General features: G+C 69.8%; 17 protein-coding genes, 1 tRNA gene and 1 riboswitch. Of the genes, 10 read left to right on the top strand and 8 right to left on the bottom strand.

All coding sequences use genetic code 11. The features are described from left to right. Positions 1-164: 164 nt before the first annotated feature. A complete protein-coding gene (locus tag VXC91_RS23535) occupies positions 165-563 on the top strand; it encodes a hypothetical protein (protein ID WP_329509309.1) in 399 nt (132 codons plus the stop codon). 64 nt (positions 564-627) lie between these two features. Continuing rightward, positions 628-1230, top strand: coding sequence for an RdgB/HAM1 family non-canonical purine NTP pyrophosphatase (gene rdgB, locus VXC91_RS23530; protein ID WP_329509308.1), 603 nt, complete (start codon positions 628-630; stop codon positions 1228-1230). Between the two features lie 58 nt (positions 1231-1288). Here rdgB and VXC91_RS23525 read toward each other — a convergent pair. From VXC91_RS23525 to VXC91_RS23500, 6 genes are all read right to left on the bottom strand, one after another. Further along, positions 1289-1362: transfer RNA gene (locus VXC91_RS23525), tRNA-Leu, on the bottom strand. A gap of 49 nt (positions 1363-1411) precedes the next feature. After that, complete coding sequence (locus VXC91_RS23520; RefSeq protein WP_329509307.1) at positions 1412-2077, bottom strand: HNH endonuclease signature motif containing protein; 666 nt, start codon at positions 2075-2077, stop codon at positions 1412-1414. Beyond that, complete coding sequence (locus tag VXC91_RS23515) at positions 2074-2718, bottom strand: HNH endonuclease signature motif containing protein (protein WP_329509325.1); 645 nt, start codon at positions 2716-2718, stop codon at positions 2074-2076. Before VXC91_RS23515 ends, VXC91_RS23520 begins: the two co-directional genes overlap by 4 nt. Positions 2719-2822: 104 nt before the next feature. Further along, positions 2823-3143 carry a quaternary ammonium compound efflux SMR transporter SugE gene (sugE, locus tag VXC91_RS23510; RefSeq protein ID WP_329509306.1) on the bottom strand — a complete coding sequence of 107 codons (321 nt, stop codon included), beginning with the start codon at positions 3141-3143 and terminating at the stop codon, positions 2823-2825. 30 nt (positions 3144-3173) lie between these two features. Next, positions 3174-3255: riboswitch (guanidine-III (ykkC-III) riboswitch) on the bottom strand. Positions 3256-3306: 51 nt separating this feature from the next. Then, complete coding sequence (locus tag VXC91_RS23505; RefSeq protein ID WP_329509305.1) at positions 3307-3648, bottom strand: GroES family chaperonin; 342 nt, start codon at positions 3646-3648, stop codon at positions 3307-3309. 43 nt (positions 3649-3691) lie between these two features. After that, a complete protein-coding gene (locus VXC91_RS23500) occupies positions 3692-4030 on the bottom strand; it encodes a DUF3618 domain-containing protein (protein WP_329509304.1) in 339 nt (112 codons plus the stop codon). Positions 4031-4193: 163 nt separating this feature from the next. Here VXC91_RS23500 and bcp point away from each other — a divergent pair, with 163 nt between their 5' ends. Then, a complete protein-coding gene (bcp, locus tag VXC91_RS23495; protein ID WP_329509303.1) occupies positions 4194-4661 on the top strand; it encodes a thioredoxin-dependent thiol peroxidase in 468 nt (155 codons plus the stop codon). 12 nt (positions 4662-4673) lie between these two features. On the opposite strand, the gene VXC91_RS23490 is transcribed toward bcp, so the two are convergent. Beyond that, positions 4674-7082, bottom strand: coding sequence for a transglycosylase domain-containing protein (locus VXC91_RS23490; RefSeq protein WP_329509302.1), 2409 nt, complete (start codon positions 7080-7082; stop codon positions 4674-4676). 202 nt (positions 7083-7284) lie between these two features. Between VXC91_RS23490 and VXC91_RS23485 the strand changes: the two genes are divergently transcribed. The 4 genes from VXC91_RS23485 to VXC91_RS23470 are packed head-to-tail and all read left to right on the top strand — an operon-like array spanning position 7285 to position 10879. Beyond that, positions 7285-8085 carry an ABC transporter permease gene (locus VXC91_RS23485; RefSeq protein WP_329509301.1) on the top strand — a complete coding sequence of 267 codons (801 nt, stop codon included), beginning with the start codon at positions 7285-7287 and terminating at the stop codon, positions 8083-8085. Further along, entirely contained in the window at positions 8078-8923 is an 846-nt protein-coding gene (locus tag VXC91_RS23480) for an ABC transporter permease (protein ID WP_329509300.1), read from the top strand. Before VXC91_RS23485 ends, VXC91_RS23480 begins: the two co-directional genes overlap by 8 nt. Positions 8924-8945: 22 nt before the next feature. Next, positions 8946-9971 carry an ABC transporter ATP-binding protein gene (locus tag VXC91_RS23475; protein WP_329509299.1) on the top strand — a complete coding sequence of 342 codons (1026 nt, stop codon included), beginning with the start codon at positions 8946-8948 and terminating at the stop codon, positions 9969-9971. 32 nt (positions 9972-10003) lie between these two features. After that, a complete protein-coding gene (locus VXC91_RS23470) occupies positions 10004-10879 on the top strand; it encodes a DUF1707 SHOCT-like domain-containing protein (RefSeq protein ID WP_329509298.1) in 876 nt (291 codons plus the stop codon). Positions 10880-10915: 36 nt separating this feature from the next. Here VXC91_RS23470 and VXC91_RS23465 read toward each other — a convergent pair whose 3' ends face one another. Continuing rightward, entirely contained in the window at positions 10916-12247 is a 1332-nt protein-coding gene (locus VXC91_RS23465) for an SGNH/GDSL hydrolase family protein (RefSeq protein ID WP_329509297.1), read from the bottom strand. Between the two features lie 269 nt (positions 12248-12516). Here VXC91_RS23465 and VXC91_RS23460 point away from each other — a divergent pair, with 269 nt between their 5' ends. The 3 genes from VXC91_RS23460 (at position 12517) to VXC91_RS23450 (ending at position 15947) form a co-directional block, all read left to right on the top strand. Beyond that, complete coding sequence (locus VXC91_RS23460; RefSeq protein WP_408057451.1) at positions 12517-13854, top strand: DUF445 domain-containing protein; 1338 nt, start codon at positions 12517-12519, stop codon at positions 13852-13854. A gap of 59 nt (positions 13855-13913) precedes the next feature. Beyond that, positions 13914-15383 carry an MFS transporter gene (locus VXC91_RS23455; RefSeq protein WP_329509295.1) on the top strand — a complete coding sequence of 490 codons (1470 nt, stop codon included), beginning with the start codon at positions 13914-13916 and terminating at the stop codon, positions 15381-15383. Positions 15384-15491: 108 nt separating this feature from the next. Then, on the top strand, positions 15492-15947 hold the full coding sequence (locus tag VXC91_RS23450) for a hypothetical protein (protein ID WP_329509294.1): 456 nt from the start codon (positions 15492-15494) through the stop codon (positions 15945-15947). The last annotated feature ends 45 nt before the right edge of the window (positions 15948-15992 follow it).

Here is a 15992-nt window from a genome sequence, read left to right as displayed (position 1 = left end):
CCGGCGTTTTCAGGGATAGCCGCACCGCTGATGTGACGGGCGCCCGGGAGAATCCCGCGCGCCCCGACTCAGCCCCGTACGACCACCGACAGGTCGGGCGAGCCGGACCGGCCGGCACGTCCACGGGAGAGTGCCGCACCGTCAACAGGGAGGGAATCCGTTCCATGGCCGCGCGCCACCGCCGACGCACCACCGCCGCCGCACTCGCCGCCGTCGCCGCACTCACCGCCGTGGGCGCGAGCGCGGGCTGCGACGCCGTCAACAAGGCGATCGACTGCGTCCAGACCGCCGACGCCATAGCCGACAGCGTCACCGACCTCCAGCAGGCCGTCGAGAACGCGGCGAACGACCCGACACAGACCGGCGCCTCCCTCGACTCCATCGAGAAGAACCTCGACAAGATCGGGGACACGACGGACAACGTCGATGTCAACAAGGCGGTCGACGATCTCCGCAAGGCCGTCACGAACGTCCGCGAGGCCGTCAGGAACGGCGACGACACCCCCGACGTCGGCCCGGTCACGAACGCGGCGGGAGAACTGACGAAGGTCTGCACGTCCTAGGACGCCGCGGTCGGCACCGGGGGCACGGGGAAGAGGCGCCCGCGGCCCACGGATACTGGTGGACATGACCCGCCTGATCCTCGCCACGCGCAACGCCGGAAAGATCACCGAACTCAGGGCGATTCTCGCCGACGCGGGCCTCCCGCACGACCTGGTCGGCGCGGACGCCTTCCCCGACATCCCCGACGTCGAGGAAACGGGCGTCACCTTCGCCGAGAACGCCCTGCTCAAGGCCCACGCCCTGGCCCAGGCGACGGGCCTGCCCGCGGTGGCGGACGACTCGGGCCTGTGTGTGGACGTGCTGCACGGAGCCCCCGGCATCTTCTCGGCCCGCTGGGCCGGCCGGCACGGCGACGACAAGGCGAACCTGGACCTGCTCCTGGCCCAGCTCGCGGACATCGGCGAGGCCCACCGCGGCGCGCACTTCGCCTGCGCGGCGGCCCTGGCCCTGCCGGACGGGACGGAGCGCGTGGTGGAGGGCCGGCTGAAGGGGAGCCTCCGCCACGCCCCGGCGGGCACGAACGGCTTCGGCTACGACCCGATCCTCCAGCCGGAGGGCGAGACGCGGACCTGCGCGGAACTGACCCCTGAGGAGAAGAACGCGATCAGCCACCGGGGCAAGGCGTTCCGGGCACTGGTGCCGGTGGTACGGGAGCTGCTCGGCTGAGGAAGAGCCATGACCTGGCCAGGCATCCGTGGTTCACAGCGCCTGGCCCTGTCCGAGGTGCGCCCGGTCGGACTTGAACCGACAACACCTGGCTTCTAAGGCCAGTCTCTCTGCCAATTGGAGTACGAGCGCGTACGCCTACTCTACTGGGCTGCCATGACCTGGGATGGGGGATGGGCGACTAGGAGCCACGACGTCGGCCACCTCTGCACCAGGTATTGGTGATCGCGTGACAGTTGGGGCAGAGCAACCGCAGATTCTCGCGCCGGTCGTCGCTCCAGTCGCCGTTGATGTGGTCGATCTCAAGCGTCATGGGTCGTCCGTGCCACTCGGGCGGGGTTCCGCACTCGTCACTCTGTTCGGGAACGCCTGCCTCAACCAGGGCACGACGCAGCAGGACGGTCTTGGTGCGCCGTCGACCACCGTGCTTGACCAGTACCTCAGCAGCTGACTTTCGCGTAATTGTCCCAGGCCTACCTCGCTGGTGGGCTTGCCCCAGGAAGTGGGAGGTGTCGATCCCGTATTCGTTGATCCACTCGTGGAATCGCGTGTATATGCGGGAGCCGCCGGGCAGGTGGAGCTGACGCAGCGTCTCTGCAATCGACTGGGACTGAGCCACGGCTGCCGCCAGTTCGGTTCGGGACGGCTGCGGACATGGGCGAGGTCCTCGCTTGAAGCGCCGGAAATGGGTGATGTCGATCCCGAAGTGCTCGAATCTCCGAAATAGCTGGCGACGAAGCTGGCCGTAAGGACGGACACCCAGGTAAGCGATGACCTCGTCGATGTCCGAGCAGTGCTCTGCGGCTTTTGCAAGCATCTCCCTTGTATAGCGTTGTGGCTCGTTCATGTACGCCGCCCCTTGTTCCTTCCCCGGTAAGTGTCCGTTGCCGAGTGGCAGTTGGGGCACAGCAGGCGCAGATTCTCCAGACGGTTGTTTCGCCAGTTCCCGTCCAGGTGATCGACCTCCAGCGGCAGCGGGCGGCTCCGCCAGAAGGGTTCTCTTCCGCAGAGGGCGCACTGTTCGGCCGCCCCGAGTGCGATCATGGCTCGCTTGAGCCGGTTGCTGGGTTGGCGTCGGGCCAGTGACGGCTCCTGTTCGACCAAGAGCCCTTCCGGAGACCAGCGTTGTCTCGGCACGCCGACTTGCGATTGTCTCCGGAAGTGTGAGGTGTCGATGCCGTAAGCCTTGATCCGGCGGCTGATGTTCGTATGGTGGCCGCCCACGACCTCGATTCCCAGGTATCGCAGCACTCCGTTCACGCTTGTCGACGCGGCCACCGCCGACTCGAGGATTTCTTTCGTCCATCGTGCCCCCGTCTCCCGCTCGAAGTGAGATGTGTCCACGCCGAACTTCCGCATGCGGTCACGCAGGTAGCGGCGCGAAGGGCCTTTGGGATCCACTCCCAGCTTCTCCAATGTCTCGGAGAGCGTGCGTGAAGAAGCCGCTGTAGCGGACAGTAATTCCCGTGTGTATCGGCTCGCGGTCATCGATTCCCCCTGCTCTCGATCGCCCATTCGTAGCTCGTACGTAGTAACGAACTGCTCGTCGGAAGGTCACGGAAATCCCGGGGGCTCTGTGCAGACCGAAGAAGTCAGCGCCCCGACGTCGCCTTCAGGCCCACCACGGCGACCAGCAGCAGCGCCACGAAGAAGATCCGCGCGGCGGTCGCGGGCTCGCCGAGCACGGTCATGCCCAGTACCGCCGCGCCCGCCGCGCCGATGCCCACCCAGACGCCGTACGCCGTACCGATGGGCAGGGACTTCGCGGCGTACGACAGCAGGAGCATGCTCGCGACGATGCCCGCGCCGGTGGCAAGGCTCGGCCACAGGCGGGTGAATCCGTCGGTGTACTTCATCCCGATCGACCAGGCGACTTCGAGCAGACCGGCGACGACGAGCAGGACCCAGGCCATGAGAGGCACCTCCGTGAGACGGAACGGACAGGTGCGTCGTCTTTGCCTGCGGACCTGGTGGTCCCTGTCCCGGTACGGCGCGTCTCGTCGGGGTCTCCCGAGGGTAGCAAGGGAACAGCAAAGGGGCCGGTGGCAGCCGCCTCCGGCCCCTTTGCGGGTAGATCTACAGGTACAGACCCGTGGTGTCCTCCGACCCCTCGAAGCGGTCCGCCGCCACGGCGTGCAGGTCGCGTTCGCGCATCAGGACGTACGGGATCCCGCGCACCTCGACCTCGGCCCGGTCCTCCGGGTCGTACAGGACCCGGTCGCCCGGCTCCACGGTCCGGACGTTCTGCCCGACCGCGACGACCTCGGCCCAGGCGAGGCGCCGGCCGACGGCCGCGGTCGCGGGGATCAGGATGCCGCCGCCGGACCTGCGCTCGCCCTCGGCGGCGTCCTGTCGCACCAGCACGCGGTCGTGCAGCATCCGGATCGGCAACTTGTCGTGGTGGGTCTTCTCGCTCACGCCCCGAACCTACCTGCCTTCGACCTGTTCGTGCGCGCCCGGGTCAGCCCTTGCGCCGCCGGGAGCCGAGCGCCAGCAGCCCCACGACGCCGACCACGACCAGCGCCACGGGCACGATGCGTTCCAGACGGGGCGCGCCCTCCTGCGTGACGAACTGCCCCTTGACCTCGCTGACGGCCCGGTTGACGCCGACGTACGCCCGGCCGAGCGTGTGATCGATGTTGGAGACGACCTTGGCCTTGGCGTCCCCGACGATCGTCTTGGGGTGCACCCGGACGCCGATCTCGTCGAGCGTCTCGGCGAGGGTTTCGCGGCGGCGCTTGATGTCCGCCTCGATCTGCGCCGGAGTCCTGGTGTCCGGTGTGCTCGACGTGTCCGTCACCGCGCTTCCTCCGTGGTCGTGTGCGACGTGTTCCGCGCAATTCCTGCATCTGTGGTCGACAGTCTGTCAGTTTCGCGCCCGACGCTCTCCCCGGCACCCCTATGGCGGGGCCGGAAGGAGATTAGGCTCGTCGGGTAATCCGCCCCTGCTACGTGAGGTACCGATGAGCGAGCGACTCAATCCCGGCGACACCGCCCCCGCCTTCACCCTGCCGGACGCCGACGGCAACGAGGTCTCCCTGGCCGACCGCAAGGGCCGCAAGGTCATCGTGTACTTCTACCCGGCCGCGCTCACCCCGGGCTGCACCAAGCAGGCGTGCGACTTCACCGACAACCTGGAGCTCCTGGCGGGCGCCGGCTACGACGTCATCGGCATCTCGCCCGACAAGCCGGAGAAGCTGGCCAAGTTCCGGGAGAAGGAGTCGCTGAAGGTCACCCTCCTCGCCGACCCGGACAGGCAGGTCCTCGAGGCGTACGGGGCCTTCGGCGAGAAGACGATGTACGGCAAGAAGGTCGTCGGCGTCATCCGCTCCACAGTGATCGTGGACGAGGAGGGCAAGGTCGAGCGCGCCCTGTACAACGTGAAGGCGACGGGGCATGTGGCGAAGATCATCAAGGATCTGGGGATCTGAGGGCCCTGGGGCCTAGCTTTCCGACCCGCCCGTCGTCCCCCCGGCTCCCGTAGCCGCGCCGTTCCCGGTGGGGCCGCCTGCGCTGGTCGTGCCGCCTGCTCCGGTCGTCCACCCGGGTCCGGTGGTGCCGCCGTCGCCGGTCGTGCCACCGTCGCCCGTGGTGCCCCCGTCCCCGGTCGTGCCGCCCCCGTCGGTGGTGCCGCCGGTGTCCGGCGTCTCACCGGTACCGGGAGAGCCGGTGGTGTCCGTGCCGCCCGTGGGCGGGATACCGCCGTCGGTCTGCCCCTGGTCCTGGCCCGGGACGGTCTGATCGCCCGTCGTGCCGCCGATGTCGGGAGTGACGGCGTCGCCCGGCGGCTGGGCCGTGGGGTCCGTGGGCGGCTCCTGATACGCCTCCGCGCCGGCCTGGAGGCGGAGGTCGAAGTCCCTGACGGGCTCGCCCTCGAGCGCCGTCCGCGTGAACTGCGCCCAGATCTCGGCGGGCGCGCCGCCGCCGTTGACGCGGTCCAGGCCCATCGCGCCGTACAGCGACTCGTGCCGGCCCGTGTCCGGGTCCTGGCCCATCACGGCGACGACCGTGGCCAGGTCGGGGGTGTAGCCCGCGAACCAGGCCGCCTGGTCCGCCTCGGCGGTGCCGGTCTTGCCGGCGGCGGGCCGGCCCGCCGCCTGCGCGGCCGTCGCGGTGCCGCTGTCCACCACGCTCCGCAGCATCGACGTGGTGGTGTCCGCCGCCTCGCGGCTGACGACCTGCTCGGGGGCCCGGTGGGGAAGCTCGACGTCCTCCTTGCCGTCCTTGGAGATCTTCTCGACCAGCGTGTACGTGCCGTGCTCTCCGTGGTTGGCGAGCGTCGCGTACGCCTCCGCCATGTCGAGGACGCTCGCGGTGGCCGTGCCGAGCGCGATCGACGGGTACGGGTTCATGTCGGGTGTGTTCGCGGGCAGGCCGAGGTCGATCGCGGTCTGTCTGACCTTGGACGGGCCGACGTCCACGGCCATCTGCGCGTACACGGCGTTCACCGAGTCGTCGGTGGCGGTGCGGACCGTGATCGGGCCGTAGGAGACGTTGTCCTCGTTCTCGGGTGCGTATGTGCCGCCGGTCCAGCCCTGCACCGGGCGTTTGTCCGTGCCGTCGTAGACGGTGTACGGGTTGATCGTGACGCCGTTCTGTGTCCGGGCGCCGTTCTGTACGGCGGAGGTGAACACGATCGGCTTGAACGTCGAGCCGACCTGGTAGTCGCGGCGGGTGGCGTTGTTGACGTACTGCTGGGTGTAGTCGATGCCGCCGTACATCGCGAGGACCTTGCCCGTGGCCGGGTCGATGGCGACGCCGCCGGCGCGGACGAAGCGGTCGACCTTGCGGTTCTTCTTGTCGAGCCTGCTCATCAACTGGTCGTCGACGGCCTTGGTGAAGGCGTCCTGCTTGGACTTCTGCAGGGTGGTGGTGATGCGGTAGCCGCCGCCAGCCAGGGTGTCCTCGTCGATGATCTTGTTGGTGACGAGATAGTCCTTGATCGACTGGACCAGGTAGCCGCGCTGGCCCGACATGGCGGTCGCGGTGACCTGCTGCCGGGGCGTCGGGAAGGTCGCCTTCTGTCGCTGCGCCTCGCTCAGCCAGTGCTTTTTGACCATGCCGTCGAGGACGTAGTTCCAGCGGGCCACGGCCGCCGCCTTGTTCTCGGGGTGCGCGATCACGTCGTACTGGCTCGGCGCGTTCAGCAGGGCCGCGAGATAGGCGGCCTGGCCGATGGTGAGGTCCTTGGCGTCCACGCCGTAGTACGCCTGCGCGGCGGCCTGGATGCCGTAGGCGTTGCGGCCGAAGAAGCTGGTGTTGAGGTAGCCCTCGAGGATGTGGTCCTTGCTCTTCTCGCGGTCCAGCTTGATCGCGATGAAGAACTCCTTCACCTTCCGGGTGACGGTCTGCTCCTGGCCCAGGTAGTAGTTCTTCACATACTGCTGGGTGATCGTCGAACCGGACTGTTTGCCCTTGCCGGTGGCCGTGTTCCAGGCGGCACGGACCATCGCCTTGGGGTCGACGGCGGACTCGGAGTAGAAGTCGCGGTCCTCGGCGGCGAGCGCCGCGTGCTGGGCGTCCCTGGAGATCTGGGCGAGCATCACGCTCTCGCGGTTGACCGAGCCGTCGCGGGCCAGCTCGGTGCCGTCCGCGTACAGGTACACATTGCTCTGCTTGGTCGCCGCCGCGTTTGCCGGCGGGATCTTGACCAGGTAGTAGCCGAGCGCGAAGAGGCCGACCAGGAGCAGGATCCCGGCCACAAAGGTGCCGAGCACCATCCGCCAGGTCGGGATCAGCCGGCGCCATCCGGTGCGCCGGGGCCTGCCGGGGTTCGGCCCCTGAGGTCCGGTCGGGGGTTCTTCGGGCGCCAGGGCATGGCTGCCCTGCTGCGGCTGCGGCTCGTCGCTCATCGTGGTGCCGGACTCCCGTTTCGCGTCGTACGTTCCCGTACGCCCTCGTACGCCATCTGCGTCCCCTGATGAAGACTGTCGCACCTTGCGTTCCGTTCCCGACCGGAAGGACATGTCGTACGGGAAAACGTGTGGTACGCCACTTCGCCCGCGCGCTAGGCTCCTGCGCTTCGGTCCGGCACGCGTCGAAGGAGGTTCTCCCGTGGGGACAGGGCGGTTGTACGCCGCCGTCGCCGCCAGTGGTTTCCGGCGGTACGCGACCTACCGGACCGCGACCGCGGCCGGGGTGTTCACCAACTCGGTCTTCGGATTGATCTTGGCATACACCTACCTCGCCGTGTGGAACGAGCGACCCCACCTAGGGGGGTACGACCAGTCCCAGGCTCTTACGTTCGTCTGGGTGAGCCAGGGCCTGCTGATGACGGTGGCCGTGTTCGGCGGTGGCTTCGAGGACGAGCTGATCGAACGCATCCGCACGGGGGACATCGCCGTCGATCTGTACCGGCCCGCCGACCTCCAGTGGTGGTGGCTGGCCTCGGACCTGGGGCGGGCCCTGTTCCATCTGCTCGGCCGGGGTGTGGTCCCGCTGGTGTTCGGTGCGCTCGTCTTCCCGCTCGCGCTGCCCGCGAGCCCGCTGGCCTGGGTGGCGTTCGCGATCGCGGTCGGGCTCGGGGTGCTGGTGAGCTTCGCGATCCGTTTCGTCGTGGCGCTGAGCGCGTTCTGGCTGCTGGACGGGGCGGGTGTGGCGCAGCTCGCCTGGCTGACGGCGGTCTTCTGCTCGGGCTTGCTGCTGCCGCTGAACGTCTTCCCGGGCACGCTCGGCGAGGTCGTCCGGGTGCTGCCCTGGTCCGCCCTCCTCCAGGCGCCCGTGGATGTGCTCCTCGGCGTGGCGGACCCGCTGCCCACCTATGTCTTCCAGGGCGCCTGGGCCCTGGTGCTGCTCGGCCTGGGGCGGGTGGTGCAGTCGGCGGCGACCCGGCGGGTGGTGGTCCAGGGTGGCTGACACGGTCCACGGTGGGGAGCGGGCGTGCGGTCGGGTGCGCGAGGGGCTGCGGGCCTACGGTCTGATCACCGCCATGTGGATCCGTTCCACCATGGCCTACCGCGCCTCGTTCGTGATGACCACGCTCGGCAACTTCGCCGCGACCGCGCTCGACTTCCTCGCGATCATGCTGATGTTCTCGCGGATCGACACGCTCGGCGGTTACAGCCTGCCCGAGGTCGCCTTCCTGTACGGCCTGTCCGCCATCGCCTTCGGCTTCGCCGATCTCGCGCTCGGCTCGATGGACCGGCTGGGGCGGCGGGTGCGCGACGGCACGCTGGACATGCTTCTGGTCCGTCCGGCGCCCGTTCTGGCCCAGGTCGCCGCGGACCGCTTCGGGCTGCGCCGCCTCGGCCGGATCGTCCAGGGCGCGCTGGTCCTCGGGTACGCCGTGGCCGCCCTGGATCTGTCCTGGACCCCGTTGAAGGCGCTGATGGTCGCGCTGGCGCTGCTGAGCGGCGCCGCTATCTTCTGCGCCGTGTTCGTGGCGGGCGCCGCCTTCCAGTTCGTCGCGCAGGACGCCTCCGAGGTGCAGAACTCCTTCACCTACGGCGGCCAGACGCTGCTGCAGTACCCGCCCACCGTCTTTGCGAAGGAGCTGGTGCGCGGGGTGACCTTCGTGCTGCCGCTCGCCTTCGTCAACTGGCTGCCCGCGCTGTACGTGCTGGGGCGGCCGTACCCGATCGACCTGCCGGCCGGGCTCGCCTTCGCCCCTCCGCTGGTGGCGGCGGCCTGTTGTGCGCTCGCGATGCGGGCCTGGCGCGCGGGACTGCGTTCGTACCGGAGTACGGGGAGCTGAGGGACCCATGGAGGGTGGCCACATGGACCGTGGTGTCGTGGACGACGATGACGCGGACGGCGGCTTCATCCGGCTGGAGCGGGTGGAGAAGGTCTTCGAGGTGCGCAAGAGGACCGGCTTCCTGCGCCGTGAGCGGCGCCAGGTGCGGGCCGTGGACTCGATCTCCTTCACCGTGGCGCGCGGAGAGATGGTCGGTTACATCGGACCGAACGGTGCCGGGAAGTCCACCACGATCAAGATGCTGACCGGGATCCTGACGCCGAGCGGCGGCAGGCTGCGGGTCGCCGGTATCGACCCCTCCCGTGAGCGGACGAGGCTGGCCCGGCGCATCGGGGTGGTGTTCGGGCAGCGCACCACCCTGTGGTGGGACCTGCCGCTGATCGACTCCTACCGGCTGATGCACCGCATGTACCGCATCCCGGACCGGCGTTACCGGGAGAACCTCGACCGCTGTGTCGAACTCCTCGAACTGGGCGGCCTGTTGGACGTCCCCGTGCGCCAGCTGTCCCTCGGCCAGCGGATGCGCGGCGACATCGTGGCGGCGCTGCTGCACGACCCGCAGGTGCTGTACCTCGACGAACCGACCATCGGCCTGGATGTCGTCTCCAAGGCCAGGGTCCGTGACTTCCTGCGGGACCTGAACGCCGAGCGCGGCACGACGGTGTTGCTGACCACGCACGATCTTCAGGACATCGAGCAGTTGTGCTCGCGGGTGATGGTCATCGACCAGGGACGCCTGATGTACGACGGTCCGCTCGCCGGGCTGCACGAGGTGGGTGAGAGCGAGCGCACCCTCGTGGTCGACCTTGAGCGGGAGTTGCCGCCGATCGAGGCGCCGCCCGCGCGCGTGGTGCGGATCGAGGGGCCGCGGCAGTGGCTGGCGTTCCCGGCGTCCGATTCGGCTGCCCGGCTGGTGGCGCACATCGCGGCGGCGTATCCGCTCGTGGACCTCTCGGTGCGGGAACCGGACATCGAGGCGGTGATCGCCACGATGCTGCACCGGCTGGAGGGCGTTGCCGGACCCTCGTCGGACCGGGCGGTGTCGTAGCCCGGCGCCCGGCTTCCTCGTAGGCTGGCCGCATGACCGACGCTGTGTCTTCCGGTGGGACACCTCCCGAGCCCCCCGTCCCCGATCTCCGTGCTTCCGACGCCGACCGTGATCGGGTCGTCGAGACCCTTCGGGACGCCCTCGCCGAGGGCCGTCTCGACATGGAGGAGTTCGAGGAGCGGCTGGAGGCGACGTACAAGGCGCGGACCTACGGGGAGTTGGCGCCGATCACCCGTGACCTGCCGGCCGCCGGCGTCGTCGCCCCCGCGGTGTCGCTGGTCAAAGAGCCCGTGGAGAGCGGGAGTTGGGCCGAGCGGATCGTGGGCGGTGACGGTTCGTCGGCGTCGGCCGTCGCCGTCATGTCCGGATTCCAGCGCAAGGGGCGCTGGACGGTGCCGAAGCGGTTCGACTGCTTCGCCTTCTGGGGCGGAGGCGAGATCGACCTGCGGGACGCGTACTTCGCGGACCGCGAGGTGGTGATCAACTGCGTCGCGATCATGGGCGGGATGAACGTCATCGTGCCGCCCGGTGTCGAAGTGGTCGTGCGCGGTGTCGGGATCATGGGCGGCTTCGACCAGCGCGAGGAGGGTGTGCCGGGGGATCCGGGCGCGCCGCGGGTGGTCGTGACCGGGTTCGCGTTCTGGGGCGGGGTCGGCGTCGAGCGCAAGCTGACACGGGCCGAGCGGCAGCGGCTGAAGGAGGAGCGGCGCCAGGAGAAGCTGGACGGCAAGGCGGCGCACCGGGAGTTGCCGGAGTCCCACCGCGACGTGCTGGATCACCACCGCGATCTGATGCGCGCACTGCACGAGGAGCGTCGGGAGCGGCACGAGGAGCGTCGCGAACTGCAGCGGGAGCGCCGGGAGGCCCGGCGGGAGGAGCGCGAGCGCCGGCGGGGCGGCGGGTGCTGAGGACCCGCCGTACGGACGCCCGCCGTCCGCCCCGCCTCACAGCCGGGCCGGCGCCGCCCCGTTCAGCGAGGTCAGGTCGAAGACCTCCGCCATCTTGCGGAAACCCTTGTCGCTGGGGTGGAGGTGGTCGCCCGAGTCGTAGTCGGGGCGCAGCCGGCGCGGGTCGTACGGATCGCGCAGCGCCTCGTCGAAGTCGACCACCGCGTCGTAGACCGTGCCCGAGCGGATCTGCGCGTTGACTGCCTGCCGCACCTGTTCCCGGTCGGCCCGGTAGCCGCGATGGCCCCTGAAGGGCATCAGCGTCGCCCCGACGACCTTCAGGCCGTGCGTGTGGGCGTCATCGACCAGGGCGCGCAGTCCGGCGACGATCCGGTCCGGGTCGTCGTGGCCCGGGTTGCGTGCGATGTCGTTGATGCCGAGGTCGATGACGACGACCTTGACGTTCGTGCGGTCCAGGACGTCACGCCCGAAGCGGCTGAGACCGCTCGGGTTGTCGGCGGGCCGGCCGGGGCCACTGGCCAGCACCCGGTTGCCGCTGATGCCCTGGTTGACCACGCTGTAGCGGGGCACGTCCCCTGATCCGGCAGCCTGGCGCAGCCGCCGGCCGAGCACGTCCGTCCAGCGGCGGTTGGCGCCCTCGGTGGAGGTGACGCCGTCGGTGATCGAGTCGCCGAACGCGACCACAGTGCCCAACGCCTCGTTGCTGAGCAGGTCCAGGGCGGTCAGATAGCGCCAGTACGGGGTCCGCCCGGTGTAGGCGGTGCCGCTCACGTCCTCCGTGCGGTCGCCGTCGGCGATGTACGAGGCCTGCCGGGCGTACCGATGGTAGGTGACCGGCCCCGACGGGGTGGGGGAGTAGGTGGTCACGAGCACGTCGGAGTCCTGTGGGACGGCGATCCGGACGGCGTCGCTGACCACCTGCCGCCCCGGGGCTATGACGACCGAGACGGCACCGCCGAAGGTGAGCCGGCGCATGGTGCCGGCGGCCGCGGCCGCCTCGTTCGCGCCGGCGGCGACCGCCATCGAGGCGTGCGTGATGTTCAGCGGCTGCTGTCCGTAGAGATTGGACAGCGTGATGCGGGCGCTCGTACCGCCGACGCCTGCGTGCACGACGTTGCGCACGGATCGTCCGGCCATGCCGTCCGACTCGGTTCCGGGCTCGGCACCGGAGGGTGAGGTCGACCAGGCGCCGACCCAGACGCCGGTGGACGCGGGCTCGGCGGAGCCATGCGGGGTCGAGCGTCCGACGGAGAGCGCGCCGCGGCCGCTGCCGTCATCGGCCGCGGCGCCGATGTATATCGCGGCCGACACGGTCAGGATGACCGCGCACAGGGCAGCCAGCAGGGCATAACCGTTGAACTTGGTCATGCTGTGCGTGTACTCCTCGGGCGAGGGAGCCCGAGGCTCCGTTGTTGATCAACCCCATGGTGAATCATGGGGCGGGAGGAGCCGTCGGGGCCCATGGTGCGCGCGCCGCACGGCGCGGGCTCTTCCCGATCGCGACCGAGAACCCTGACGAGACCCTGAGAAACCCCCGAGACTTCTCCGTCCGGACAGACGCCGGGAACTCCCGTTCCGTTCCAGGAGTCGGTCAGGAAGGGACAATGTGTGACGGGGGACATGAACGGGTGGAGTGGATGGAACGCACGAAACTGGACGAAGAGGCGGCCGTGGGGCCGTCTGCCCGCTCGGGAACCGTCACGAGCCGGGCGATGACGTCCTTCAGCCCCGCCGACGAGCAGAAGCGCCGCGGCGTACGCCGGATGAAGAGCATGGCGACCGGGCTGCTGCTGTTCGTGGCGCTCGTGTACGTCCTCGCCACCTGGGCGCGGAACGCGGGCGCGGGCACCTGGGCCGGTTATGTCGCCGCGGCCGCCGAGGCCGGCATGGTCGGTGCCCTTGCCGACTGGTTCGCGGTCACCGCGCTCTTCAGGCATCCGCTCGGTCTGCCCATCCCGCACACGGCGATCATCCCGAACAAGAAGGACCAGCTCGGCATCTCCCTGGGCGAGTTCGTCGGCGAGAACTTCCTCTCCGGGGAGGTCGTACGGCAGCGCCTGCGGGCCGTCGGCATCGCCGCCCGCCTGGGCGCCTGGCTCGCCGAGCCGGAGCATGCCGACCGGGTGACGGCGGAGCTGGCGACGGCTCTGCGCGGGGCGCTCACCGTGCTGCGCGACTCGGACGTCCAGGCGGTGGTCGGCGAGGCCATAACCCGTCGCGCCGACGCGCAGGAGATCGCGCCCCCGCTCGGCAAGATGCTGGAGAAGGTCGTCGCCGACGGCGGCCACAAACGGGTCGTGGACCTGATCTGCGTCCGCGCCCACGACTGGCTCGTCCTGCACGACGACCAGGTCATGGTCGCCGTCCAGGGCGGCGCGCCCGGCTGGACCCCGCGCTTCGTCGACAAGAAGGTCGGCGAGCGCGTCTACAAGGAGCTGCTCCGCTTCGTGACCGAGATGCGCGACTCGCCCACGCATCCGGCGCGCGGCGCCCTCGACCGGTTCCTCGCCGACTTCGCCTCCGACCTCCAGTCCGACACCGACACCCGCGCCCGCGTGGAGCGGCTCAAGGGCGAGGTGCTGGGCCGCGGCGAGGTCCAGGACCTGATCGCCTCCGTCTGGACGGCCGTCCGTTCCATGATCGTGTCCGCGGCCGAGGACGAGCGCAGCGAACTCAGGCTGCGTGTGCGGGCCTCGCTGCTGTCGCTGGGCGCCCGGATGGCGGGCGAGCCGGGGACGCAGTCCAAGGTGGACCAGTGGGTGGAGGGCGCGGCGGTGCACGTCGTGACGACGTACCGCAAGGAGATCACGTCCCTGATCACGGACACGGTGGCCGGCTGGGACGCGGGGCACACCACGCGCAAGATCGAGGCGCACATCGGACGTGACCTGCAGTTCATCCGGATCAACGGCACGGTGGTGGGTTCGCTGGCCGGACTGCTCATCTACATGGTGTCGCGGGCACTCGGAGCGTAACCGGCGGTCGAGCGGGCACTCGGGCCGGGTGCGGCGCCGGCCGCCCCGAGGAGGCAGAGATGTCCGTCACCGCGCCACGGCCCGGCACGGTCACCAGCGCGATTCCCGCCCGCCTCGATCGTCTGCCCTGGTCACGCTGGCACTGGACGATCGTGATCGGCCTCGGCACGGTATGGATCCTCGACGGCCTCGAGGTCACGGTCGTCGGCAACATCGCCGGCCGGCTCTCCGAACCCGGCAGCGGACTGCCGATCAGCTCCGGTCAGGTCACCGGTATCGCGGCCGCGCTGTATGTGGCGGGCGCCTGCGCGGGCGCCCTCTTCTGGGGCCGCCTCACCGACCGCTACGGCCGCAAGAAGCTCTTCATGATCACCCTGGCGGTCTATCTCGGGGCCACGGCCCTGACCGCGGTCTCGTTCTCGACCTGGTGGTTCTTCCTCTTCCGCTTTCTCACCGGTTTCGGCATCGGCGGCGAGTACGCGGCGATCAACTCCGCGATCGACGAGCTGATCCCGGCGTACTACCGCGGGCGTGTCGACCTGGTCATCAACGGCAGCTTCTGGCTGGGCGCGGTCGGCGGTTCGCTGCTGTCGGTCGTCGCGCTGAACACCGACCTGCTGCCGAAGGACCTGGGCTGGCGACTGACGTTCGCCCTGGGCGCCGTCCTCGCCCTGGTGATCCTCCTCGTGCGGCGACATGTCCCGGAGAGCCCACGCTGGCTGCTGATCCATGGCAGGGAGCAGGAAGCGGAGCGGGTGGTGACCTCGATCGAGCAGCAGATCGAGGCCGAGAGGGGTGAGCCGCTGCCGCGGGCCAAGGGCGAGATCACCATCCGGCAGCGCGAGAGCATCGGCTTCGGCGAGATCGCGCGCACGGTCTTCACCGACTACCGCAGACGCGCCGTGCTCGGCTTCTCCCTCTTCATCGGCCAGGCCTTCCTCTACAACGCGATCACCTTCGGCTTCGGCGTGATCCTGACGAAATTCTTCGACGTCCCCACCGGCGACACGGGCTACTACTTCGTCGTCATCGCCCTCGGCAACTTCTTCGGCCCGCTGCTGCTGGGCAAGCTCTTCGACACGGTCGGCCGCCGGGTGATGATCTCGTCGACGTACCTGCTCTCGGGTCTGCTCCTGTTCGGGACGGCCTGGCTGTTCGATCGCGGCTCGCTGAGCGCGGGCACGCTGACGGCGTGCTGGTGCGCGGTGCTGTTCGTCGCCTCGGCGGGTGCCTCCAGCGCGTACCTGACGGTCTCGGAGGTGTTCCCGATGGAGACGCGGGCCATGTCCATCGCCTTCTTCTACGCCCTCGGCACCGCCGCCGGCGGCATCAGCGGCCCGCTCCTGTTCGCGGAGCTCACGAACACCGGCCGGGTCGGCGACACGGTCCTCGCCTTCCGGATCGGCGCGTCCCTGATGTGTGCGGCGGGCGTGGTCGCGGCGCTGCTCGCGGTACGGGCGGAGCGGCGATCCCTGGAGGACATCGCGAAGCCACTGACGGCGACGGCGGGGGCGGAGGCGGCTCCCTAGCTAGCTGGCTGGACGCCTCCGGCATCGCCCGGCGGCAGGGTCCGCGCGAGGGCGATCTGAGTATCCGTACTCTGCCGACTCACCCGCTCCGAGGGAATGCTCGTGCGCATGACCGACAAGCTGCTCCGCCCCATGCGAACCCGCCCCTGGTACGAGCGCTGGCTGATACGTCTGCTCGGCGCCGCCCTCGCGGCCGGGGCCTATCTGCTGTTCCTGCCCTGGGACCTGCGCAACCGTCCCGCGGCCCCGCGAGCCACCGAGGGGACGATCCCCGTCACCGGCGCCGGCGTCCTTCTCCTCGCCTTCGCCCTGCTGCTCCTGGCGGCCTACTTCGGGCACTGGGACCACCTCGGCTGGCCGCTGCTGCTGGTGGCGGTGCCCCCCGCCGTGCTGATGCACCTCTCCTTGCGCACCCACCCCGAACCCGACGCCTCGTTCTGGCCCCTGGCCTGGGGCCTGTTCACGTTGCTGATCGCGGCGGGGGTGTTCGTCGCGGCCGGGGTGGCACGGGCGTTCCGGGGAGAGTGGGCCCGGGAGGACGTGTCCCTGACGAACCCGTTGTGAGCCGTACCGGAGTGCGTTCAGCGGGTGGTGCTTCGGGCGGCCTGT

This window comes from Streptomyces chiangmaiensis, assembly GCF_036281785.1.
In the GTDB taxonomy this organism is placed as follows: Bacteria; Actinomycetota; Actinomycetes; order Streptomycetales; family Streptomycetaceae; genus Streptomyces; species Streptomyces chiangmaiensis.
The sequence above is the reverse complement of the archived record's forward strand: the minus strand, read 5'-3'. Positions and strand labels throughout refer to the sequence as shown.

What these genes read in the sequence shown, in the direction of transcription:
- VXC91_RS23465 (WP_329509297.1), bottom strand. Translation starts at nt 12,247, where the DNA reads ATGACCAAGTTCAACGGTTATGCCCTGCTGGCTGCCCTGTGCGCGGTC.
- VXC91_RS23490 (WP_329509302.1), bottom strand. Translation starts at nt 7,082, where the DNA reads ATGAGCGACGAGCCGCAGCCGCAGCAGGGCAGCCATGCCCTGGCGCCC.
- sugE (WP_329509306.1), bottom strand. Translation starts at nt 3,143, where the DNA reads ATGGCCTGGGTCCTGCTCGTCGTCGCCGGTCTGCTCGAAGTCGCCTGG.
- VXC91_RS23515 (WP_329509325.1), bottom strand. Translation starts at nt 2,718, where the DNA reads ATGACCGCGAGCCGATACACACGGGAATTACTGTCCGCTACAGCGGCT.
- VXC91_RS23455 (WP_329509295.1), top strand. Translation starts at nt 13,914, where the DNA reads ATGTCCGTCACCGCGCCACGGCCCGGCACGGTCACCAGCGCGATTCCC.
- bcp (WP_329509303.1), top strand. Translation starts at nt 4,194, where the DNA reads ATGAGCGAGCGACTCAATCCCGGCGACACCGCCCCCGCCTTCACCCTG.
- VXC91_RS23470 (WP_329509298.1), top strand. Translation starts at nt 10,004, where the DNA reads ATGACCGACGCTGTGTCTTCCGGTGGGACACCTCCCGAGCCCCCCGTC.
- VXC91_RS23535 (WP_329509309.1), top strand. Translation starts at nt 165, where the DNA reads ATGGCCGCGCGCCACCGCCGACGCACCACCGCCGCCGCACTCGCCGCC.
- VXC91_RS23450 (WP_329509294.1), top strand. Translation starts at nt 15,492, where the DNA reads ATGACCGACAAGCTGCTCCGCCCCATGCGAACCCGCCCCTGGTACGAG.
- rdgB (WP_329509308.1), top strand. Translation starts at nt 628, where the DNA reads ATGACCCGCCTGATCCTCGCCACGCGCAACGCCGGAAAGATCACCGAA.
- VXC91_RS23460 (WP_408057451.1), top strand. Translation starts at nt 12,517, where the DNA reads ATGGAACGCACGAAACTGGACGAAGAGGCGGCCGTGGGGCCGTCTGCC.
- VXC91_RS23520 (WP_329509307.1), bottom strand. Translation starts at nt 2,077, where the DNA reads ATGAACGAGCCACAACGCTATACAAGGGAGATGCTTGCAAAAGCCGCA.
- VXC91_RS23475 (WP_329509299.1), top strand. Translation starts at nt 8,946, where the DNA reads ATGGACCGTGGTGTCGTGGACGACGATGACGCGGACGGCGGCTTCATC.